General features: G+C 63.9%; 19 protein-coding genes. 6 read left to right on the top strand and 13 right to left on the bottom strand.

What is annotated here, in order from left to right:
* Positions 1-10: 10 nt before the first annotated feature.
* The 9 genes from VGR99_RS15440 to VGR99_RS15400 form a co-directional block, all read right to left on the bottom strand.
* A complete protein-coding gene (locus VGR99_RS15440) occupies positions 11-211 on the bottom strand; it encodes a hypothetical protein (protein ID WP_326899345.1) in 201 nt (66 codons plus the stop codon).
* Positions 211-822 carry an NADH-quinone oxidoreductase subunit NuoE gene (gene nuoE, locus VGR99_RS15435; protein WP_326899344.1) on the bottom strand — a complete coding sequence of 204 codons (612 nt, stop codon included), beginning with the start codon at positions 820-822 and terminating at the stop codon, positions 211-213. The genes VGR99_RS15440 and nuoE overlap by 1 nt, the downstream gene beginning before the upstream one ends.
* Positions 823-832: 10 nt before the next feature.
* Positions 833-1,795 (bottom strand): FkbM family methyltransferase, encoded by a 963-nt coding sequence (locus VGR99_RS15430; protein ID WP_326899343.1) that lies wholly within the window; start codon positions 1,793-1,795, stop codon positions 833-835.
* Entirely contained in the window at positions 1,795-2,991 is a 1,197-nt protein-coding gene (locus VGR99_RS15425; protein ID WP_326899342.1) for an NADH-quinone oxidoreductase subunit D, read from the bottom strand. Before VGR99_RS15425 ends, VGR99_RS15430 begins: the two co-directional genes overlap by 1 nt.
* Positions 2,992-2,993: 2 nt before the next feature.
* Positions 2,994-3,605 carry an NADH-quinone oxidoreductase subunit C gene (locus VGR99_RS15420; protein WP_326899341.1) on the bottom strand — a complete coding sequence of 204 codons (612 nt, stop codon included), beginning with the start codon at positions 3,603-3,605 and terminating at the stop codon, positions 2,994-2,996.
* Positions 3,606-3,616: 11 nt separating this feature from the next.
* Positions 3,617-4,204 carry an NADH-quinone oxidoreductase subunit B family protein gene (locus VGR99_RS15415; protein ID WP_326899339.1) on the bottom strand — a complete coding sequence of 196 codons (588 nt, stop codon included), beginning with the start codon at positions 4,202-4,204 and terminating at the stop codon, positions 3,617-3,619.
* The gene (locus VGR99_RS15410; protein ID WP_008136158.1) at positions 4,195-4,560 is read right to left on the bottom strand and encodes an NADH-quinone oxidoreductase subunit A; all 366 of its coding nucleotides are present in this window, start codon (positions 4,558-4,560) and stop codon (positions 4,195-4,197) included. Before VGR99_RS15410 ends, VGR99_RS15415 begins: the two co-directional genes overlap by 10 nt.
* A 724-nt stretch (positions 4,561-5,284) precedes the next feature.
* A complete protein-coding gene (locus VGR99_RS15405) occupies positions 5,285-7,537 on the bottom strand; it encodes a TonB-dependent siderophore receptor (protein ID WP_326899337.1) in 2,253 nt (750 codons plus the stop codon).
* Between the two features lie 188 nt (positions 7,538-7,725).
* Positions 7,726-8,238 (bottom strand): MarR family winged helix-turn-helix transcriptional regulator, encoded by a 513-nt coding sequence (locus VGR99_RS15400; RefSeq protein ID WP_326899336.1) that lies wholly within the window; start codon positions 8,236-8,238, stop codon positions 7,726-7,728.
* A 190-nt stretch (positions 8,239-8,428) separates the two neighbouring features.
* On the opposite strand from VGR99_RS15400, the gene VGR99_RS15395 reads away from it, so the two are divergent.
* Both VGR99_RS15395 and VGR99_RS15390 read left to right on the top strand, forming a co-directional pair.
* Entirely contained in the window at positions 8,429-9,619 is a 1,191-nt protein-coding gene (locus tag VGR99_RS15395; protein WP_326899335.1) for an aromatic ring-hydroxylating dioxygenase subunit alpha, read from the top strand.
* An 85-nt stretch (positions 9,620-9,704) separates the two neighbouring features.
* Positions 9,705-10,997 (top strand): MFS transporter, encoded by a 1,293-nt coding sequence (locus VGR99_RS15390; protein WP_326899334.1) that lies wholly within the window; start codon positions 9,705-9,707, stop codon positions 10,995-10,997.
* A gap of 2 nt (positions 10,998-10,999) precedes the next feature.
* On the opposite strand, the gene VGR99_RS15385 is transcribed toward VGR99_RS15390, so the two are convergent.
* Positions 11,000-11,905, bottom strand: coding sequence for an alpha/beta hydrolase (locus VGR99_RS15385; RefSeq protein ID WP_326899333.1), 906 nt, complete (start codon positions 11,903-11,905; stop codon positions 11,000-11,002).
* Between the two features lie 338 nt (positions 11,906-12,243).
* Here VGR99_RS15385 and VGR99_RS15380 point away from each other — a divergent pair, with 338 nt between their 5' ends.
* Positions 12,244-12,447: a hypothetical protein gene (locus tag VGR99_RS15380; RefSeq protein WP_326899332.1), complete on the top strand. Its 204-nt coding sequence runs from the start codon at positions 12,244-12,246 to the stop codon at positions 12,445-12,447.
* 181 nt (positions 12,448-12,628) lie between these two features.
* Here VGR99_RS15380 and VGR99_RS15375 read toward each other — a convergent pair whose 3' ends face one another.
* The gene (locus VGR99_RS15375; protein ID WP_326899331.1) at positions 12,629-13,744 is read right to left on the bottom strand and encodes a hypothetical protein; all 1,116 of its coding nucleotides are present in this window, start codon (positions 13,742-13,744) and stop codon (positions 12,629-12,631) included.
* 287 nt (positions 13,745-14,031) lie between these two features.
* On the opposite strand from VGR99_RS15375, the gene VGR99_RS15370 reads away from it, so the two are divergent.
* Positions 14,032-15,126 carry a helix-turn-helix transcriptional regulator gene (locus tag VGR99_RS15370; RefSeq protein ID WP_326899330.1) on the top strand — a complete coding sequence of 365 codons (1,095 nt, stop codon included), beginning with the start codon at positions 14,032-14,034 and terminating at the stop codon, positions 15,124-15,126.
* Between the two features lie 71 nt (positions 15,127-15,197).
* Here the strand turns inward: VGR99_RS15370 and VGR99_RS15365 are convergent, their stop codons facing one another.
* Positions 15,198-15,458: a hypothetical protein gene (locus VGR99_RS15365; RefSeq protein ID WP_326899329.1), complete on the bottom strand. Its 261-nt coding sequence runs from the start codon at positions 15,456-15,458 to the stop codon at positions 15,198-15,200.
* 337 nt (positions 15,459-15,795) lie between these two features.
* Between VGR99_RS15365 and VGR99_RS15360 the strand changes: the two genes are divergently transcribed.
* Positions 15,796-17,919: a caspase family protein gene (locus tag VGR99_RS15360; RefSeq protein WP_326899328.1), complete on the top strand. Its 2,124-nt coding sequence runs from the start codon at positions 15,796-15,798 to the stop codon at positions 17,917-17,919.
* Between the two features lie 16 nt (positions 17,920-17,935).
* The gene (locus VGR99_RS15355) at positions 17,936-19,435 is read left to right on the top strand and encodes a caspase family protein (RefSeq protein WP_326899327.1); all 1,500 of its coding nucleotides are present in this window, start codon (positions 17,936-17,938) and stop codon (positions 19,433-19,435) included.
* Positions 19,436-20,138: 703 nt separating this feature from the next.
* On the opposite strand, the gene VGR99_RS15350 is transcribed toward VGR99_RS15355, so the two are convergent.
* Positions 20,139-21,182, bottom strand: coding sequence for a medium chain dehydrogenase/reductase family protein (locus VGR99_RS15350; protein WP_326899326.1), 1,044 nt, complete (start codon positions 21,180-21,182; stop codon positions 20,139-20,141).
* Between the last annotated feature and the right edge of the window lie 40 nt (positions 21,183-21,222).

Here is a 21,222-nt window from a genome sequence, read left to right as displayed (position 1 = left end):
TGCTTTCCGATCAACGATTGGACTGCTTGTAGGCAAGTCCGGCGGCGCAGACGGCGAATGTCAGCGCCCAGAGCAGACTGGATTCCTGCGACGCGTTCATCGCGAAGCGCTGCAGGGTGAACATGAAGGCCGCCGCGACCGCGGCATGCATGGCAACGAAGCCCCATTTATTCACGGCCTCGCCCCCTCCAATTGCGATGAGATCACCCATCAGGTGCTCTCCTTCAGCGTGGTCGGCCCACCGCTGGGCGCCGAGAACTGGCGGCCGTTCTGCGGGCCGGGCTTGGGCGGATTGCCCGAAGCGAAGCCGTCGAGCACCTTGCCGAAGGTTTCCTTGGTCAGATCCTCATAGGTGTCCTTGCCGATCAGCACCATCGGCGCATTCACGCAGGCACCGAGGCACTCCACCTCTTCCCAGCTGAAATTGCCGTCCTTGGAGAGATGGAAGGGCTCGTGATGGATGCGGTGCTCGCAGACGTGGATCAGATCCTCGGCGCCGCGCAGGCGGCACGGCGTGGTGCCGCAGACCTGGACGTGGGCCTTCTTGCCGACGGGAGCGAGCTGGAACATCGTGTAGAAGGTCGCAACTTCCAGCGCGCGGATATAGGGCATGTCGAGCAGGTCGGCGACGGCGCGGATCGCGGCTTCCGAGACCCAGCCTTCGTGCTGTTCCTGGACGCGCCAGAGGATGGCGATGACGGCGGAAGCCTGACGGCCGGCCGGGTATTTCGCGATCTGCTGCTTGGCGAACGCGAGGTTCTCCTCCGTGAACGCAAAGCTCGCGGGCTGGACTTCCTTCGGTGCTAAACGGCGAACAGACATATCTTATCTCTCACTGCATACGGCGCGCGGTCTTGGCGTTCAGGGCATCGATCCTGTCCTGCCAGAACGCGCTTGCGGTGCCGAAAACGTTGTAGCCGACGTGGGTCGAGACCTTGATGCGGTCGAGGATCGACAGCTCGGTCACGGTCTCCATCCGGTTGCTGCGCGGATCGAACACGATCAGCTTCAGCGGGGTCTGCTCGAGGATGTAGCGCGACACCGCATGCGAGCGGTCGCTGCCGTGCTCCTCGCACATGATGACGCTGTCGGCCTGGAGCAGCCGGGCACCGCCCTTGATCGCCTCGATCTCGACGCCCTCGACGTCGAGCTTGATCAGGTACTTGCCGCTGGCCGCGACCTTGCCGTCATCGATCAGATTGTCGAGCGCCAGCACCGGCACGTCCTCGCCACCGGCCGACGGGGCGCCGGCGATGCTGAAGGCCTCGTGCTTGGTGCCTGACAGACGCGCGGTGCCGCGCGTGGCGCCGATCGCGCATTTCAGGGTCTCGAAGCGGCCGCCATTGACGCGAGCGTTGTTGGCGAGCTTCGGATAGTTCTGGCCCGACGGCTCGATCGCGATCGCCTTGTGGGCGCCGAACGGTTTGCTCGACACCAGCACCGACCAGTAGCCGTAATTGGCGCCGCAATCGAGCAGCGTGTAATCGACGTCGATGGAGTCGGCGAACAAGAGCTCGAGCTCGTCTTCATAGTTGTACGAGCGGTTGAGCAGCTTGCTCCAGTAGCCGTCGCCGTAAGGGAACTCGAACACGGCGTCGGGATTGAGCTTGATCGCGATGTTGCGCCTGGGCAGCGTCTTCGCCAGCAGATTGGCGCAGGCGATGTAGCCCATATGCGAGAAGTGCGAGGAGATCTTCGATCCCGTCACCAGCGCCAAGGCAGCCGTCCGCTCCCACAGGTTGGCCCCTTCAAGGGCCCCCGAGGCACGGTCAAACTGGATTGGCGCCTGCGCCATCACCGATCGACCTCTCCGAACACGATGTCGAGCGAGCCCAGGATCGCGGAAACGTCGGCGAGCAGATGGCCGCGGCAGATGTGATCCATCGCCTGCAGATGTGCAAAGCCCGGCGCGCGGATCTTGCACTTGTAGGGCTTGTTGGTGCCGTCGGAGACCAGATAGACGCCGAACTCGCCCTTCGGCGCCTCGACCGCGGCGTAAACTTCGCCTTCCGGCACGTGAACGCCTTCGGTGTAGAGCTTGAAGTGGTGGATCAGCGCTTCCATCGAGCGCTTCATCTCGCCACGGCGCGGCGGCGCGACCTTGTTGTCGGCGACGACGACGGGGCCCTTGCCATCCGGCGCATTCAGCTTCTGGATGCACTGCCTCATGATGCGCACGGACTGGCGCATCTCTTCCATGCGGATCAGGTAGCGGTCGTAGCAGTCGCCGTTCTTGCCGATCGGAATGTCGAAATCCATCTCGGCGTAGCACTCATAGGGCTGCGACTTGCGCAGGTCCCAGGCCGCGCCCGAACCGCGCACCATCACGCCGGAGAAGCCCCACTCCCAGGCTTCCTTCAGCGGCACCACGCCGATGTCGACGTTGCGCTGCTTGAAGATGCGGTTGGCGGTCAGCAGGCGATCGAGGTCGTCCACGACCTTCAGGAACGGATCGCACCAGGCCTCGATGTCGTCGACCAACTTCTGCGGCAGGTCCTGATGCACGCCGCCGACGCGGAAGAAGGCAGCGTGCATACGGCTGCCGGACGCACGCTCGTAGAACACCATCAGCTTCTCGCGCTCTTCGAAACCCCACAGCGGCGGGGTCAGCGCGCCGACGTCCATCGCCTGCGTGGTGACGTTGAGAAGGTGCGAGAGGATGCGGCCGATCTCGCAATAAAGGATGCGGATGAGCTGGCCGCGGCGCGGCACCTCGATACCGAGCAGCTTTTCGGCCGCGAGGCAGAAGGCGTGCTCCTGGTTCATCGGCGCGACATAGTCGAGGCGGTCGAAATACGGGATCGCCTGCAGATAGGTCTTCTGCTCGATCAGCTTCTCGGTGCCGCGGTGAAGCAGGCCGATATGGGGATCGACGCGGGCGACGATTTCGCCGTCAAGCTCCAGCACCAGGCGCAACACGCCGTGCGCGGCCGGATGCTGCGGGCCGAAATTGATGGTGAAATTGCGAAGGTTTTCGGGTTGCTCGTTCATGATCAGGCCTTCGGTCCCGCCTTCTCGTCACCGGGAAGCGGATAGTCCGCCCCTTCCCACGGCGAGAGGAAATCGAACTTGCGGAATTCCTGGTTGAGCCGGACCGGCTCGTACACGACCCGCTTCTCCTGGTCGTCGTAGCGGACCTCGACGAAACCGGTGAGCGGGAAGTCCTTGCGCAGCGGATGGCCCTCGAAACCGTAATCGGTCAGGAGGCGGCGCATGTCGGGATGACCGACGAAGAACACGCCGTAGAGGTCATAGGCCTCGCGCTCGAACCAGTCGGCGCCGGGGAACTCGTTGATCAGCGACGGCACCTGCGTGGTCTCGTCGGCGGCAACCCGCAGCCGGATCCGCGTGTTCAGGGTCGGTGAGAGGAAGTGGTAGATCACGTCGAAGCGCTTTTCGCGCGAGGGGTAATCGACCGCCGTCACGTCGGTGATGTTGACGAAGCGGCAGTTCGGATCGTCGCGGAGGTACTTGACCACCTCGACGATCTTGCCGGCCTCGACATCAACCGTCAGCTGGTTGAAGGCCACCGTATGACCGGTGGCGGCGCCCGGAAGCGCGCTCACGATCGTTTGCCCAAGGGCGTCGAGCTTGCCGTCGTCCATGACGTAAAACCTTAGCGTTCGATGGTGCCGGTGCGCCGGATCTTCTTCTGCAGCAGCAGCACGCCGTAGAGCAGCGCTTCCGCCGTGGGCGGGCAGCCCGGCACGTAGATGTCGATCGGCACGATGCGGTCGCAGCCGCGCACGACCGAGTAGGAATAGTGATAGTAGCCGCCGCCGTTGGCGCAGGAGCCCATCGAGATGACGTAGCGCGGCTCGGGCATCTGGTCGTAGACCTTGCGCAGAGCCGGAGCCATCTTGTTGGTCAGCGTGCCGGCGACGATCATCACGTCGGACTGGCGCGGCGAGGCACGCGGGGCGAAGCCGAAGCGCTCGACGTCGTAGCGCGGCATCGACACCTGCATCATCTCGACGGCGCAGCAGGCCAGACCGAAGGTCATCCACATCAGCGAGCCGGTACGGGCCCAGGTGATGAGGTCGTCGGTCGCGGCCGTGAAGAAGCCCTTGTCGGACAGCTCCGAATTGACCTCGAGGAAGAACGGATCATTGGCCCCGACCGGCCTCCCGGTCGACGGATCCAGAATGCCCTTGGCGGCCGGCGCGACGACCGGACCGGTGGACGTTACAGGGTTCAATCCCATTCCAGTGCCCCTTTCTTCCATTCATAGGCGAACCCGACCGTCAGCACGGCGAGAAACACCACCATGGACCAGAAGCCGGTCGCGCCAAGCTTGCCGAACGCCACCGCCCAGGGAAACAGGAACGCCACCTCGAGGTCGAAGATGATGAAGAGGATGGCGACCAGATAGAAGCGGACGTCGAACTTCATGCGCGCGTCGTCGAAGGCGTTGAAACCGCACTCATACGCCGACAGCTTTTCCGGGTCAGGCTGCTGGAACGCCACGATGAAAGGCGCGATCAACAGCACCAGGCCAATGAGGCCCGCTACCCCTATGAAGACGACAAGTGGAAGATAGTTCTGCAGAATGCCGCTCATTGCGAGCCCTTTTTCCCGCGACGTCGGGGGAGCCGCGGATTCGTCCCGATTTGGAATTATTCTGAGCCTTAGCGCAGTGCACCAATGGGCGCAAGACACGCTCTTTTCAGGCCCTTTGCCGCCCCACAACGGTAGAAATCCCGGAATCACCCCGCGGCTGGTATGGAGCAGATCGCCAGAGCCAGCAAGGGAAACGGTCGCATTGCACGGCGGACGTTCCGAGATTGCAGTGCAAAGACCAAGGCCGCTCTTTGGGCCGCTCCCTGCTCGCAGCATTGGCCCAAAATGCACGGATTTTTGGTGCGGCGGCGCACCCGGACCGAGGCAATGAGCGCGGCGGACGCCCCTGATCGTCACCCGGTCGACATATTGCCGGGCCGCCGTCCGGAGCCGCGCAACCAACAAGCTGTGATCGCCGAAGCCAATTGCGCGATAGTTGCAGCCAGGACACGTATCCACAGGCGCAAATCGTCAGACGAGCCATGCATCCCGACGGGACCGGGGCTCGTCCGGCGAATGTGTCGGTGCCGGGCGGCCGCCGCGAGCGCGGCGGCGACGCTGGGCCGTCGCACGCGCCACGCTCGCATGAGCTCGGGCCGGGGGGCATGGCCGGGAGCTCATCGATCTCCCCTGGGAAGATCAGCGGTTGTCCGGCCGGCAGAACAGCTGGACGGTCGGGATCAGGGACGCGCGAAGCTGCCCTCGCCTGTCCCCATCATCGGCATCACCATTTGTAAGAGACGCTCGCGGTGACGCGGCGGCGGTCGCCGTAGAAGCACGCGGTTGGGGAGGAACAGCTTCCCACGTAAATCTTGTCCGTGATGTTGGCGACGTTGAGCGCGTATCGCCATCCCTGCCACTCGTAATGAATGGCAGCATCGCCCAACAGATAAGACGGGACCTCCAGCGTGTTCAAGTTATCGGCATAGGATTTGCCGACATAGCGAACGCCGCCACCGAAGCCGAGCCCAGCGAGCGGTCCGGATTGGAGCGTGTAATCGGCCCAGCCCGACGTGAGCTGGCTCGGCGTGTTGGTCGGCACCTTGCCGATCAGGGTGGCGTCGCCATCGCGGCTGACGAAGATGTCATAGACCGTATGAGACGCCGTCACCTTCAGGCCCGGCATCACGTTCGCCACCGCCTCGAGCTCGATGCCGCGCGAGGTCACCTCTCCGGTCTGGATTGAATGCAGCACATTGGACGGATCGGTGGTGAGCACGTTCGAACGTTTCAGGTCGAAATAGGCGATGCCGAAATGACCGTCGAAGCCGAGCGGCTGATACTTCACGCCCACTTCCGCCTGCTTGGCGGTTTCCGGCAAATAAAGCTGGTTCGGGGTCAGCGTGAAATTGGTACCGATGATCGGGTTAAAGCTCGTCGCGTAGGAAGCGTAAGGCGCGAGTCCATTGTCGAAATTGTAGATCAGGCCGGCACGGCCCGAGAACGCGCTGTCGTTGCGTCCAAGGCTCGCGCCGATGTGGTTGTCGTTGTTGGTGTCGACCCAGTCGTTGCGGCCCGACAACACGAATGTGAGACGATCGAACTTGATCTGGTCCTGCACATAGACGCCGACCTGCTTCTGCGTCAGCGTCGCGTTCTGATACGGCGCGCCGCTGAACGGTGCCGTCGGCGTGTAGACGGGATTGATCAGGTTGATGGGGTCCGCCGCGCCGAAGCCCTGGTAGTCGTCGATCTTGTAGTGTTTGAGGTCGATCCCGAACAAGGCGGTGTGCTGGACCGGACCGGTCGCGAAGCGGTATTCAAGCTGATTGTCGAGATTGGACTGGTTGGCGACGCCGTTCGTGAAGAAGTTGCCACGCGCCAGATTGGCGGCGGCGGCCGTCGTGGCGTAGCCGAGGCCGTACAGCGTTGCATAGTTCACATTGACATGGGCGAAGCGCGCGTTCTGACGGACAGTGACGCTATCGGAGAGGTTGCGCTCGAACTGATAGCCGATCATCTCCTGCTCGCGCGTGAACTTGTCGACGCTGGGATCGCCGACGAAGCGGCTGGTGGGAATCTTACCCCATGGCGCGTCCACGACGGTACCGACGTAAGGCAAGAAACCAATACCGCGCGTGTCTTGCTTCGAGGCTGACGCCAGCACCGTGAATGAGGTGTCCGCGTCCGGCTTCCAGGTGAAGGACGGGGCGATGAAGTAGTTGTTGTCGGGGGTGAAGTCGACCTGGGTACCGCCATTCTGAATCTGGCCGACGACACGATAGAACAGTTTGCCGGATTCCGTCTTGGTTGCGACAGGACCGCCGAAGTCGAAGGCGAGATAGCCGTTGCCGAAATTGTTGACGCCGGCCTCGACATATCGGATCGGCTCAGCCGGCGGCATCTTGGAAATCGCGTTGACGATACCGCCCTGGCTCGATCCGCCGTACAACACCGCCGACGGACCGCGCAGGATCTCCACGCGCTCCAGGTTGAATGGCTGCAGCTTCCAGCTCGCATAGGACGTGTAGAACAGCTGCATGCCGTCGAGGAACAGGCCGACGTCGTCAGATTTGAAGCCGCGGATCAGGAACCAATCGTTGCGCGTGTCCGCGCCGAACGTCCCTGCCCGCACGCCGGCCGCGTAGCGCAATATCTCGTCGAACTTGGCGGGCTTCTGGTCGCGGATCTGATCGGCGCCGATCACCGACACCGACTGCGGCGTCTCCATGATCGGCGTGTCGGTCTTGGTGCCCGACGAGCTGCGGCCGGCGACGTATCCGTTCACCGGACCACGCGCCGTCTCGACGAAGCCGGCATTACGCTGCGGCAGCGGCTTGTTTCTGCTCGCGGTCTGCACCACGCGTCGCGGCGCAGCACGTGCGGCGGATACGGGCGCGCGGCGACGCGCTTCCGGCGCGGTGACGGTCACGGACGGAAGATTCTGCGCGCCACCCTGCGAGGACGATTGTGCGAGCGATGCTTGCGGCACTAAAACCCAAGCGGATGCGGTCGCCAACACGGCCGACCGCAGCATTCCAAGACTGTTCAACGCGCCACCCCAAAGCTGCAAGTTTGATGCGTCATGCCGTCATGTCCCGACACGGCATGCGTTTGGGTGACGCTTATGTGAGGGTGCGCAAATTCCCTAATTGAATGCTTCTTAGAGAGGCTCTTAGAGAGTCTCTTAGAGGCGATCCAATATTTCCGGAGATTGCCGGGAACTCAGCGCGCGTTTTTTTCGCTCTCGAGCATCTCGGCAGCAATCGCGGTGAGCTGGTCGACCTGCCGCAACAGCGAGTCGAACTCGGCTTCGCTCAGATGTTTCAGCAGGCGCCGGTTGCGCTCCTTCGCACCTTCGACGATCGCATCATGTGCCTTGAGGCCGGCGTCAGTGAGCGAGACCAGAACCTCGCGGCTGTCTTTCGGATTTGCCGACTTCGCGATCAGCTTGCGCGAGACGAGTTCGGCCAGCGCTCGGCTGATCTGTCCCTTGTCCTGGCCGACCGCCTCTGCGAGCCGCGCCACGCTCATCGGCGGGCGGCGGCCGAGCGAGGCGACGAGGCCGAACTCGACCGAGGACAACCCGGCAATCCGCTTGTAGCGCAGGATGGCGCCGCGCCTGAGCAGATTGGCCAGCACCATCAGCCGCGACGACAGCATCGCGGTGATCGGCGCCGGCTCGCTATCGTCCGTATCGCACGTCGTCCAACCGTCCCTGCCCGGTGTCTGGTTCATGCTTCACCTGTGCCAAGAAAGCCGTGGCCTGCCAAGCCCAACTCCAGATCCCGGCGGGCGCTCTCCCCAGCCTCATCTGAATGCGACTTAGAGGCATTTGGAAGATCGTTGACATTGTCATCGAATTATTTTTCACTGGGGCAAGACATCAAAAGGCCCGGCCACCAAGGCCAGCGGCGGGAGGAACAGCATGACGATCACCCAGCGGGATCGCGATCTCGGCACGGCCTATGCGATGAAGCCCGCGCACACCCGCACCGAGCTCACCTCGGTCGTGCGCGGCACGCCGATGGGCGAACTGCTCCGCCGCTACTGGCATCCGGTCGGGCTTGTCAGCGACGCCACCGACACGCCGAAGAAGGTGCGCGCTCTGGGCGAGGATCTGGTGCTGTTCCGCGACAAGCATGGCCGCGCCGGCCTGCTCCACGCGCGCTGCTGCCATCGCGGCACCACGCTCTACTACGGCAAGGTCGAGGAAGACGGCATCCGCTGCTGCTATCACGGCTGGAAGTTCGACACCGAAGGCCATTGCCTGGAGCAGCCCTGCGAGCCCGACGGCGGCCAGTTCAAGGACAAGGTGCGCCAGCCCTGGTACCCGGTCGAGGAGCGCTACGGCCTGATCTTCGCCTATATGGGCCCGGCGGAGAAACGCCCGGTGCTGCCGCGCTACGAGTGCCTTGAAAACATGGACGACGGCGAGTTCGTCGAGGCCGATGACTCCTCGATCGGCGGCGGCGGGCCGGCCGTCATCCCCTGCAACTGGCTGCAGCATTTCGAAAACGTGGTCGATCCCTATCACGTGCCGGTGCTGCACGGCTCGTTCTCGGGGCCGCAATTCACCAACATGATGGCCTCGATGCCGGAGGTGAAGTTCGACAAGACGCCGCGCGGCATCGCGGTGCGGTCGATCCGCAAGCAGGACGACGGCAAGGTGTTCTATCGCGTCACCGAAGCCGCCCTGCCCACCCTGCGCGTGGTGCCCAATCCGCGCGTCGCGCAATTCGCCCGCGTCGAGTCGATCGGCTGGACGCTGCCGATCGACGACACCTCGTTCCGCATCTACGTCGCCGGCCGCGTGAAAAACTCCGGTGACATCGGCCGCATGCGCTCGAAGTTCAACGGCAAGTTCTGGTGGGACATGACGGAGCAAGAGCACCAGCAATTCCCCGGCGATTACGAGGCCCAGGTCGGCCAGGGCCCCGTGACCGTCCACTCCGAGGAGCATTTCGGCCAGAGCGACCGTGGCATCCTGATGATCCGGCGCATGCTCGGCGAGCAGTTGGAAGCGATGGAGGCGGGTCGCGACCCGATCGGCGTGTCGTTCGATGCGAGCGCACCGCCCGTCGAGTTCGAAGCGGGGAACTACATCCGCGAAGGGTAGAGCCCGCTTCGCACGAAAACGCTCTCAACCAGCCCCACGAAGGGCTGGACCGGCAACGATAACAAAGACAAATTGGGGGGATGCGATGGTCGATGTGACGTCACAAGTGTCGGTGCAGACGCCCGCCGCGGCAACGCCCTCGCCGCGGCGCTATTACGTGCTGGGCCTGCTCACCATCATCTACGCGCTGAACTTCCTCGACCGCACGATCTTCAATGTCCTGATCGAGCCGATCAAGAAGGAGTTCGCCCTCAGCGACACCATGATGGGTCTGCTCGCGGGCTTCGGCTTCGCGCTGTTCTATTCGCTCCTCGGCATTCCTATCGCACGCGTCGCCGACCGGCTCAACCGGCGCAACATCGTCGCGGTCGCCTTTGCGTTCTGGAGCGCGATGACGGCGCTGTGCGGCGCGGCTTCGAGCGTGACCTCGCTGGCGCTGGCGCGCATCGGCGTCGGCATCGGCGAATCCGCGGGCTCGCCGGCCTCGCAGTCCATCGTCGCCGATCTCTTCGCCAAGAACGAACGCCCGCGCGCGCTCGGCATCTACGCCATCGGGACCTATCTCGGCGTCTTCCTCGGCTATTTCGTCGGCGGCTATATCAACCAGCACTATGGCTGGCGGATGGCCTTCTACGTGGCGGGCCTGCCCGGCATCCTGCTCGCGATCATCCTGTGGCTGACGATCTCCGAGCCCAAGCGCGGCGCGATGCAGGAGAGCTTTGTGCCCGAGCCGCTTGGGCCGACGCTGCGCTTCCTCGGCTCGCAGCGGAGCTTCATCATCGTCCTGATCGGCTTCTGCCTGACCACCTACACGAACTACGCCACCGCGGCCTGGATCCCGCCGTTCCTCGCCCGCGTGCATCACCTGTCGAGCGCCGAGATCGGCACCTATGCCGGCACCTTCAAGGGGCTCGCCGGGATGGCCGGCACCCTGCTCGGCGGCTTCGTGGTGGCGCAAGTGAGCCGCCGCGACGATCGCTGGAAGCTGTGGGCCCCCGCGATCACCTCCGGCCTCGCCGGCCCCGTGTTCGCGCTCTGCATGCTGACGCAGGACTTTGCCATGATGGTCGCCATGCTGGCGCTGACCTCGTTCCTGGTCGGCTTCCATCTCGGCCCGATCTTCGCGATCGCGCAGACGGTGGCCAAGCCCAGCATGCGGGCACTCGCGTCCGCGCTGATCGCGCTGACCGCCACCTGCTTCGGCCAGGGCGTCGGCCCGCTCGCGGTCGGCATGGTGAACGACGCCCTGAAGGGCAGCTATGGTGCGGACGCCGTGCGCTATTCCCTGCTCTCGGCGGCGGTCACGACGACGCTGGGCGCGCTGCTCTTCATCTGGGCGGCGCGGACCATCCGCACAGACATCAAGCGGGCGAGCTGACTTCAGGCGCCCATGAAGGCGAGCATGTCCGCAAGCAGGCGCTCGCAATGCGTGAGCGGAAGCGGATGCGGCGCGCCCTCATAAACTGTGAGCTTGCTGCCCTTGATCAGCCTGGCGGTCTTGGCCCCCGTCAGCGGCAGGGGCGCGCTGGCATCCTTGTCGCCATGGACGATCAGCGTCGGGCGATCGATCGCGGCGACGGCCTTGCGGAGATCGGCGAATGCGATGGTCTTGCGGCAAGCCAGCGCCACCGGCAGCGGCACGCTCAGCATCATCTCGCGGATCCAGGTCCGTGTGATCTCGGGCGTGTCGGCGGTGAAGAACGGCGCCTCGTTCGCGGCGATCCATCTGGCGAAGTCGCTCGCCATGGCCGCATTGTCGGCCTCGATCATGGTCTTCGGAATCCCGTCCGGATTGTCCTCGCTCCTGATCAGGAACGGCGTCGTCGGCGCGACCAGCACGAGCCTTGCGATCCGCTCCGATCCGTGACGCGCGAGATAGTTCGCCGCCTCAGCCGTTCCCATCGAGAAGCCGACCAGCGTCACGTCGCGCAGGTCGCGCTGCTCGATCACCGCGGCGACGTCATCGGTCAGCGTGTCCAGATCGTAGCCGGCAGGCGGCATCTCGGAGCGGCCGTGCCCGCGCCTGTCAGGCGCGACGCACCGAAAGCCCTTCTCGGTCAGCGCGGCGATATGGCTGCCCCAGGTGCTCGCATCGAACGTCCAGGCCGACAGCAGAAGTACGGCACGGCCACTTCCCCAATCCTGCACGAAGAGCCTCGTGCCATCCCTGGCGGTCACATAGGGCGATCGTGCTGCCGGCTGGGCCGCGACTGGCGCGCGCGCAACGGACGCCGCCGCAAAGGCGGTCCCAAGCAGGGTGGCTTCGAGGACGGTTCGACGGTTCATTGGACTTCTCCCTTGCGGATCGCCCGGCGCTCATCGTTTGCGGCCGATGTAAAGCGATCATGGCGAAGGGAAGCGGCCCCCGCGATTACGCGGCAGGTAAGACACCGGCAGATGGCGATGGCCGTGGCCCGGGAGACGCCTCACATTGATTTCACGATAGTTTTCCGCCTGCGATGCCCCGGTTCCGGCTCCCCTACGGCCCCCTAGGCCGAAAGCCCGGCGAAACCAAGCGGGGTTATTAATGAAACCATTTTGCGGAACCCGTGAAACCATCCGGAAACAGATGGTCCTTAAGAGATGAGCCTACAGACGGCGGCCAAGCCCGTCGGGAGGCTCAGATGAACCACTCAATTCACTCTGCTGATCGTGCGACCCACCTGAAGATCGTGGTGGTGGCGCTTGTGGCAGGCATCCTGGTGGCCGGCTTCGGGATCGCAGCCCGTACCAATGCCGATTATAGCCAGACCGCTCAGTCGACCCAGGTCATCAAGGCCGGCAAGCCGGTGGTGGTGACCAGCGCAGGAACGTCGGAAGTTCGCTAAGGACCGGACTTCGCTTGATTGCGTCGTGCGTTGGACAACGTGGCCGCCTCCGGGCGGCCTTTTCGTTTGGTTTGCAGCCCACCGCCCCCCAAGCCAGGTATGAGATGGACCAAAAAAGATGGACCAAAAAAGATGCCCGCCGGGCATGGCGGGCATCTGTCCTTCGAGATCTCAGACTGCGTTACCAGGTGTAGCGAACACCCGCCTGCGCACCAGCGATCGAGGTTCCAGTGGCAATCGGGGCCACCAGGGCCTTGTTCGGCACCGTGATGCTGCTGCCGTGAACTTCGAGGTAAGACGACAGTTGCGGCGTCCAGAGCACGTTGATCTTGCCCGAGCCGCGAACGCCATACGTGCCGGTCGCGCCGAGCCCACCACCAACGAAGCCGACAATGCCGCCACCGGCGCCGCTCGAGTCGACGATCTCGTAGTACTGCCCTGAAATCGACGGCTGGACCGTGAAGCCCATCCACTTGGCCTCGAAACCGGCGCGCGCGCCACCGTGCACTTCGGTCGAGTCACCGGTCTTGCTGCCAAAGCTGGAGGTGAAGCTCTCCGAATAGGTCACGCCGGCCGTGGGCTCGATCCACACGGTGTACGGGAAGTCGAACCGGTATTGGCCATTCCAGGTATAGGAGATGCCGCTGGAGTCACCGCCCGCGACAAGGACCGTGTTGGAGGTGTTGTGGGTCCAGCTTGCGATGGCCGTGAAGTCAGTCGAGAAACCGCCGTTGAGATAAGACAGGGTGCCGGAGGTCGATGGTGTGGAGCCATCCATAATGAACCCGCCGGTCGCGAAGCTGTGCGCCCATGAGTGAGAGCCGGTCCCGATGAAGGTCAGCGCGTCGGTTGCGGTGAAGATACCGATCTTGGTCACATCGACCGCGCCGGTCACCGTCGCAACGCTCACCTCGACCCCGGTCGTTTGCGCCCTGTCGCCGCTGCCGACGAGGTTGCCGCCGTAAAGCCACATCGCCGGGGGCGGCGCCGCAAGCGCCGGAGCCTTGGCGTAGGCCAGCGCGCTGAACGGATTGCTGACACCCCTGGACGCGAACGGATCACGACGATCGAAATCCGACTCCTCGCCGCTGAAGCGCAGCGTTCCCGGCGGGGGAATGACCCGGCGATGCTGAATCTGATCGCGAACGTTCTGGATGATGTTCTGGATGACGTTCTTGACGACTTCCTGCGGAATATTGACCCCCGACGACTGGGCCAGGGCAGGTCGCGCAGCAAACAAACTAAGCAAAGCAAATGCGGCAACGGCAACGCCGTGACGGAAAATTCCTGGCCTCATGGTATTCGATAAGCCCCCTATTATTTTGCCCCGAGCGTCCGCGCAGGATTTGGTCCCGCGAACTCCTCATGCCGGAACCTATTTGCACGGCAGCTGCGGCGTCTTCACCCGATTGGGTGAATTGCCGTGCGGGCCCATCGAACGCTTCCACCTGATGCTCATTTGCAACACATTCCCGAGCCTCGTTAGCACGTGGTAGCACCGCACCACGTCCCCGGGTTGAATCCGCCTAGACATCTCCCGTTCTTCGATTTTATCGTTCGAGCGATTTCAGGGATAAATTTGCAATGGCAATTTGGGACTTGGGTGCCATTGAGGGCGCCTTCGCAGAAGCGGCTGTCGACTCCACGAGATGGACCCGGGCACTGGAGACGGTCGCATCGACAACCGAAAGCCATGGGGCACTCCTGCTTCCGGTCAGTGGCGGCGTTCTTCGCACGTTGCCCTTCACGGACTCATTATCCGGCTCGTTCGACAGCTATGTTCGTGACGGATGGCACCTGCGGGATGAGCGGATTCGCGGCATCCCGCTCATGCAGAAATTCGGCGTGATCGACGATCTCGACATTTTCAGTGCCGATACGATCTCCACCCTTCCCTACTATCAGGAGTTTCTGGCCCCGCACGGGTTGCGCTGGTTTGCGGGCGTCGGGGTTTTCTTCGAAGACGACGCCTGGTGTCTGTCGATCCAGCGACGCATCGATCAGGGCCCGTTCTCTGCCGCAGAAAAAGCCGAACTGGGAAAATTGTCCCGGTCGCTTGCAACGGCGACGGCAACGGCCCGGATCCTTGGCGAAGCCGCGACATCCGGGGCGATGGAGGCTTATTCAGCGAGCAACATGGCGGCTGTCCTCGTCGATCGCTACGGCAAGATCTTCGAAGCGAACGCGGTGGCCGAGCAGCTTCTGTCCGGCGAAATCCGGATCAAGAACGGGAAGCTGGTCCATGGCGCGGAAGCGTCCTTTCCCAACCTTGACCGCGCGCTGTCCCGGGTTCTGAACCAGGCCAGGCCGGGCTTGCACGGCCCTGTGGCCCTTCCCCGAAAAGAGCGGAGACCGTTGCTTGCTTATCCGGCGCGGCTACGGCCGACCATGAACAACGCGCTGGCCGATTGCCAGGCCATCATCGTCCTCGTCGACCCCGACGCGAGAAGCGTCCCGACCGAGACCACGCTCCGCTCGGTCTACAAGCTGAGCGGCGCAGAAGCGCGCCTTGCGATCCAGCTCTCCACCGGCGAGGCGCTGGACAAGGTTGCGGAACGCCTGAGCATCTCCAAAGAGACCTCGAGAACGCAGCTCAAGAGCGTTTTTTCGAAGCTGGGTGTGCATCGGCAGGCCGAGCTGGTCGCGGTGCTCTCGACCCTCCTGAACGGCATCGGCTAGAGACCGGTTTCTCACCCAATCGGGTGAAGACTGCCCTCGTCATGGCCGGTAGTGTGAGAGCCAATATCGCCCTACTCCGCCATGGTGCGGTTTCGCTTCTTAGCGGCACGACGCGGCGTGACGTCCTGGCTCAGCTCCGTCCTCTTCGAGGGCTTGCCGGCTTCCTTCGTCTGCTGTGCGCGGATGTGTCGCCGCACGTCCTCACGAACGTTCTGAATGATCGACTCGCGTGACGACTCGGCCGGATCATCGCAGCGGGCCACGCCGCAGAAAGCCATGAGAAGCGGAAGGACCAGAATTGGCGCGCGGGCAAAACTCATTGTGCTGGTCATCCCGGAGTCTCCGAATTTGTCGCCGGCCTTGCCGCTACTCGCCATCAACACCGGCGCTGCACGCTTGGTTTCACCGGTCCTTGCGTGCAGCTTCTTGGTCGAGGCAACGCCCGCCCCGGTTCAAGAAGCCCTGACAGCACAAGCCTTTGATGTCGTCATTCAGCCCCTCTTGAGGTAGAATCGATCAACCAACCGCCCATGCCTGTTTTTGCCATATTTTTCGATTTCTGAGTTTCCGCTGATGCAGGGTCATTTCAGGATCTGCACTTTCGCAGCCCTACCTCGCGCCTCCAGATTGCAGGGGCTCGCGCGTCGGTTTGTTGTTTTCGGGTTTGTGATGCTGTCGATCCTCGTTTCGCTGCAGGCGCAGGCCGCGGCCGGAGACAGGATCGCGCTCGTCGTCGGCAACAGCGACTACCGTAAAGTCCCAAAACTCATCAATCCCGCCAACGACGCGGCCGACATGGCGACGTCGCTGGGCCGGCTCGGATACTCCGTCAAGCACCTCGCCGACCTCGACTACAACCATTTCCGGCAGGCCCTCATCGAATTCGGCAACGCCGCGAAGACGGCCGACAAGGCAGTGATCTTCTTCGCGGGCCATGGCGTCGAAATGGACGGAAAGAACTGGCTGATTCCGGTCGATGCCGAGATCAAGTCCGAGATCGACGTCTATGCCGAGGCGATCAATCTCGAGACCCTGATCGATATCTCGGTGATGCCGAAGATCATCGGTCTCGTGGTTCTCGATTCCTGTCGCAACGACCCGTTCGAGACGACGAAGATCGCCGCCGCAGGACGCGCGCTGTCGTCGCGGCCTGCGCCATCAAAGGCTGCGGCTGCGCCCGCGTCCGGCACGCCCAGCGCCCCGACGCCGCTCACGGCGGGCGCGCGCGGTCTTGCCCCTGTCGAGGTGAGCGACAACGTGCTCGTTGCCTTCGCCGCCGCCGCCGGCACGACCGCCAGCGACGGCGCCGGACGCAACAGCCCCTACTCCGGCTCGCTGCTGCGCCACGTCGAGACGCCGCAGCTCGAGATCAACTATCTCTTCCGGATCGTGCATGACGAAGTCTGGAAGGAGACCGGAACGCAGGAGCCCGCGATCTACGGCACCCTGCCGAAGGGCGACATCTATCTCGACGGCGATGCGGCCGTCGCAACCAGCGACAGCGGAGCAGATGCCGAGCAGGTCGCCTGGGAGTTCGTTCGCTCGACCAACGAGATCGCGACCTTGCGCCGCTTCGCCCGGCAATTCCCGGCGAGCGCACATACAGGCGAAATCGACCAGCGCATTGCGCAGTTGCAGACCGCGGAAGCAAACGCCTGGACGATCGTCGAGCGACAGAAGTCGCTCGCGGCCTACCGCGCCTATCTCGATCTCTATCCGTTCGGCGAGCATGTCGAGAGCGCCCGTGTCACGCTGGCCTCGCTCGAGAAGTCGGCAAAACCTGGCCAGGCCGGTGGACAGGTCGAGATGCCCGGTCCGCCGCCAGCGAGCTATCAGCTCGCCTCGGCCGAGACGTCCGCCGGCAGTTCGGAGTCGATCGAGAAGGCATGGGACGTGCTGAAGGAATCGCGCGACAAGGGCGTGGTCGGCCGGTTTGCCGAACGCTATCCGAGCTCGCGCCATAACCGCCTGCCGGCGGGCAGCGACCTTGCGCTGCGACCGGTCAATTCCACCGAGCTGATGCTGCGCACCGCGCAGGATAGCGACGTGAATTCCTGCTTCGACGGTGATGCCGGGGCATGCGCCAGATCCATCAAGAAATACCCCGACTACGTCCAGCTTCAATTCCAGCTCTGCCGGGCCAAGGGCAATCCCAAGGGATGCATGATCAACGCGGTGACCGAGGCGCGCAAGCGCGGGCTGCTGGTCTCCGCCTACACCCGCTCGGAAGAAGAGAAGGTTCGCAATCGCGAATACCGGCGCGTCGTCGCCCGCGTGAACCAGAATGTCGGCAACGTGGTCAGCGGTGTCGTCAGCAACGTCGTCGGCAATGTGGTCAGCAATGCCGTTTCGACTGCGGTCAGCCGGGCGGCATCGCAGGCCGCATCAGCCGCAGCCAGCCGAGCCGCGTCATCCGCGGCGTCGAGCGCCGCCAGCCGATCGGCATCGAGCGCCGCATCCAGCGCGGCCAGCAGAGCGGCATCGCAGGCCGCTTCGAATGCCGCGAGCCGCGTCACCATTCCATCCGACATCCGCCTCAAGGAGGACATCGCGGCGCTCGGCCAGACCGCCAGCGGTCTCCACCTCTATCGCTACCGGTACAAGGGCGACGCGACGCATTATGTCGGCGTGATGGCGCAGGAGGTCGCGCGGCAGATTCCCGCGGCGGTGTCATCGGGAGTGGACGGGTTTCTGCGGGTTGACTATGGTCTGCTCGGCCTCGATTTCCTCACCTATCGTGACTGGGTGAGGCGGCAGCTCCATTCAGACATCCACTATTCAGACATCCACTAAGGGACGCGACGTCATCTTGCGCTGGCTGGCACCGTTCATTGCCATCGGGCTCCTGTTTGGCGCGGAAGCAGAAGCCGCAGGCCACCGTGTCGCCCTCGTCATTGGAAATGCGAGCTACGCGAACGCGCCACGGCTCGGCACGCCGGTCAACGACGCCGAGGACATTGCCACAGCTCTCACCGGCCTCGGCTTCGACGTCGATCTGCGCAAGGACGCCACCATCGGCGAGCTGCGCGCGGGGCTCGGCGCCTTCACCGAGAAGTCCGCCGCGGCTGATATCGCGATCTTCTATTTTGCCGGATACAGCGCGGCTGCCGGCGTCGGCGGTTACCTGATCCCTGTCGACGCACGTCTTGCGACACCGGCGTCGGCCAGTGCCGAGACCATTCCCCTGCCCGCGGCGATCGCCGGGGCGGCGCGGGCCCGCAGGCTCGGTCTGGTGATCCTGGATGCCATGAGGGAGAACCCGTTCCCTGCCATGCCGGTCGGTCGCCGCAGCAGCGCCTCCGTCGCCTCGGCAGGAAGCGCACCGATCCGCAACACGCTGGTGTTCTTTCCGGCGGAGCCCGGGCGAACTGCGGAAGACGGCGAAGGCCGCAACAGCCCTTTCGCTGCGGCTCTCTTGAAATATCTCCCGCAGGCCGACCTCGAGATCAACTTCGTGTTTCGCAACGTTCGCGATGACGTCCGGCAGGCCACGCACCGGAAGCAGACGCCGTACATGTATGGCCAGCTCTCCAAGGACAGGATCTATCTCAATCCCGTCAAGCAGGTCGTCCAGGACGATCCCGCCGTCATGCAGCGCTGCGACAACTCCGTTGCCGGGCTCGCGGATTCGAGGGCGATCGGCGCCGATCCGAGCGACACGCGCGACGATGCAAAGGCGGCGGGAGCGGTTGCGGCGTGCACGGACGCGGTCAAGCGATCACCGGGGGCGGACCGGCTGCACTACCAGCTCGGACGCTCGCTGTTCGCCGCGCGCGACTATGCGGGGGCAATGGCGAGCTACAAGGCGGCATCCGAACTCGGCAACGCGCGTGCGCTCTACGAGCTCGGATTGATGTACGAGAGCGGCAACGGCGTGGAGAAGGATCCCGCCCGCGCGCGCTTCTACTACGAGATGGCCGCCGAGAAGAAGATCGCACCAGCGCTCGTCAGCCTCGGCCTGCAGCAGGAGCGCGGAATCGGTGCGGCCAGCGACCCCGCAAAGGCCTATGCGCTCTACCAGCGCGCCGCCGATCTCGGCGATGCGACCGCCCTCAACAGGATGGGTGAGCTTGCCGAGAAAGGACTGGGGACCAAACAGGACCTGAAACTGGCCCGGGCGCTTTACCAGAAGAGCGCGGCCATGGGCGGGCTGGATGCCATGGTCAATCTCGCCCGATGCAATGCCAACGGCATCGGCGGCCGGCAGGACCTTCCCGAGGCCAGGCGGCTGCTGGCCAAGGCGGCGCAGGCCGGCAGCGCGGACGCAAAGCGGATCCTTGCTCATATCGAGGAGTCCAAGCCGAAATAGACGGATTCTGGCCGGGTGGTTTGTTTGCGGCTGAGGGGGACGAGTTGATCCCGATCAGCGGGGCCGCCTCGCTGATCGAAATCAGATCCAAAGCACTCAATTGATGTTGCTCCTAGCGTCCGATAACAGCCCCTAGCGGAAACCCAGGCTTGAACGGGATGGCGAGCTCTCAGGCTCTTCTGCCGGGCCGGTGAGTGCGTGCAACGCCCGTTCTGCCTGCTCCTTCGTCAAATTGGCCGCCACGTCGTGTCCAATCAGCGCCGGACCCCTGCGATCACGATCGTAAACCATCCATCCAATGCCTCCCATCCGAATGAGAAATCTGCTCACTGGCAGCAATCTTTCACTCATCCTCGCCTCCCGAACACTTGCTGTCGATCTGGTGAGTAGGCCGCTCTTTGCGCGACTGCATTCGCCCACCTGAATCCGCCCGGGAAACACCGGCAACTCAGAAAGGGGTTCCTGCCTGGGCCGAGCTTAAGCGAACAGGATTACAATGGTGCAACCGACCAACCCCGCGGCGGTCCGGCCTGCTCCACAGAAGCGCCCGGCCGGGGACCGTAAGGGCCCCTTTTGGCCCGTTCCTGCCGATCGCCATGCTCACAGCCGGCTCGGCGTCTTGGGTTCGAATGGAAGTTGTTGGCGGTCATTCCGGGCGGCGGTCCTGACCGTAGCGGAAACGCCCGGGCAGCGTCGCACCGCGTCAGGCGGCGCGCTGGCTGCGTCGCGAGGAGAGATCGGGGCACAGCACGAGCTTGCCCTCGAGACCGCCAGCCTCGAGGCGACGGTGAGCTTCGGCGACCTCGTCGAAGGAAATCCGCTCGGCGATGCGCGGCCGGATGGCACCTTCTGCCAGAAGCTCGAACAATTCCTCCAGGTCCTCCTTGAACCAGGTGGGATGTCGCGCCCGCATGGCATTTACCGAGTAAAAGCGGGCTCGCTTGCCGTCGGGCAATAATCTCCACAGATAGAGGCGCGCGATCTCCATCACGATCGGGAGCATTCGACGCTTTGCCTGCACGCTCGCCGAGAACCCGATGGCACAGAGCAGGCCACCTGGCTTGAGCGCCGCGAATGAGCGGCGATAGCCGTCTTCGCCAACGCCGTCGACGATGACGTCGAACCCGCCCGGCAGAACCTGCGTGAAGTCCTCATGCTTGTAGTCGATCGGGATTGCTCCCAGGTCTCGGACGAGCGCCATGTGCTCGCCGCGCACCGTGCCCCACAGCTCGAGGCCCGCCAGTCTCCCGAGCACGAGCAGCGCCTGACCGACTGCGCCGGCGGCTCCGTGCACGAGCACACGTTGGCCTCGCTGGACCTGGGCCACACGGTGCAGAAGCTGGTGCGCGGTCGTCCAGCTCAAGATCAGCGTGGCCGCCTCGGCCGCGTCTACGCCCACCGGCACGCGGGCCACGTCGTTCGCCCTAAGCGTGCGATACTCGGCGTTTGACCCGACCACCGTCATGTCGGCCACCCGGTCGCCAATCTGAAAGTCGTGCACGCCTTCGCCGAGCTGATCGATTGCCCCCACCACGTCGTAGCCCATCACGAACGGCGGCCGAAGGCGCATCGTTTGCGGGTATAGATGGCGCCTGATCAAGACCTCGGTGTAGTTGAGGCTCGACGCGAGCACGCGAACGCGCACCTCGCCCCGGCCGGCGGTGGGCAGGCGAGCGTCGACGACCTCCAGTCTCTCGGGATCACCGAAGCGGCTGACTTGAACAACTCGATTGCGCTGCTCCATCATGGGCGATCTCCATGCAAGGTCGTCATTCAGCGCAAGAACG

Origin of the sequence: Bradyrhizobium sp. (assembly GCF_035935975.1) — a bacterium.
Classification (GTDB): domain Bacteria; phylum Pseudomonadota; class Alphaproteobacteria; order Rhizobiales; family Xanthobacteraceae; genus Bradyrhizobium.
This window is presented reverse-complemented; position numbering and strand designations above follow the sequence as displayed.

Coding starts and splice junctions, on each gene's coding strand:
- nuoE (WP_326899344.1), bottom strand. CDS start 822: ATGTCTGTTCGCCGTTTAGCACCGAAGGAAGTCCAGCCCGCGAGCTTT.
- VGR99_RS15440 (WP_326899345.1), bottom strand. CDS start 211: ATGGGTGATCTCATCGCAATTGGAGGGGGCGAGGCCGTGAATAAATGG.
- VGR99_RS15405 (WP_326899337.1), bottom strand. CDS start 7,537: ATGCTGCGGTCGGCCGTGTTGGCGACCGCATCCGCTTGGGTTTTAGTG.
- VGR99_RS15365 (WP_326899329.1), bottom strand. CDS start 15,458: ATGACCAGCACAATGAGTTTTGCCCGCGCGCCAATTCTGGTCCTTCCG.
- VGR99_RS15370 (WP_326899330.1), top strand. CDS start 14,032: ATGGCAATTTGGGACTTGGGTGCCATTGAGGGCGCCTTCGCAGAAGCG.
- VGR99_RS15425 (WP_326899342.1), bottom strand. CDS start 2,991: ATGAACGAGCAACCCGAAAACCTTCGCAATTTCACCATCAATTTCGGC.
- VGR99_RS15360 (WP_326899328.1), top strand. CDS start 15,796: ATGCTGTCGATCCTCGTTTCGCTGCAGGCGCAGGCCGCGGCCGGAGAC.
- VGR99_RS15395 (WP_326899335.1), top strand. CDS start 8,429: ATGACGATCACCCAGCGGGATCGCGATCTCGGCACGGCCTATGCGATG.
- VGR99_RS15350 (WP_326899326.1), bottom strand. CDS start 21,182: ATGATGGAGCAGCGCAATCGAGTTGTTCAAGTCAGCCGCTTCGGTGAT.
- VGR99_RS15430 (WP_326899343.1), bottom strand. CDS start 1,795: ATGGCGCAGGCGCCAATCCAGTTTGACCGTGCCTCGGGGGCCCTTGAA.
- VGR99_RS15390 (WP_326899334.1), top strand. CDS start 9,705: ATGGTCGATGTGACGTCACAAGTGTCGGTGCAGACGCCCGCCGCGGCA.
- VGR99_RS15375 (WP_326899331.1), bottom strand. CDS start 13,744: ATGAGGCCAGGAATTTTCCGTCACGGCGTTGCCGTTGCCGCATTTGCT.
- VGR99_RS15385 (WP_326899333.1), bottom strand. CDS start 11,905: ATGAACCGTCGAACCGTCCTCGAAGCCACCCTGCTTGGGACCGCCTTT.
- VGR99_RS15415 (WP_326899339.1), bottom strand. CDS start 4,204: ATGGGATTGAACCCTGTAACGTCCACCGGTCCGGTCGTCGCGCCGGCC.
- VGR99_RS15420 (WP_326899341.1), bottom strand. CDS start 3,605: ATGGACGACGGCAAGCTCGACGCCCTTGGGCAAACGATCGTGAGCGCG.
- VGR99_RS15400 (WP_326899336.1), bottom strand. CDS start 8,238: ATGAACCAGACACCGGGCAGGGACGGTTGGACGACGTGCGATACGGAC.
- VGR99_RS15380 (WP_326899332.1), top strand. CDS start 12,244: ATGAACCACTCAATTCACTCTGCTGATCGTGCGACCCACCTGAAGATC.
- VGR99_RS15410 (WP_008136158.1), bottom strand. CDS start 4,560: ATGAGCGGCATTCTGCAGAACTATCTTCCACTTGTCGTCTTCATAGGG.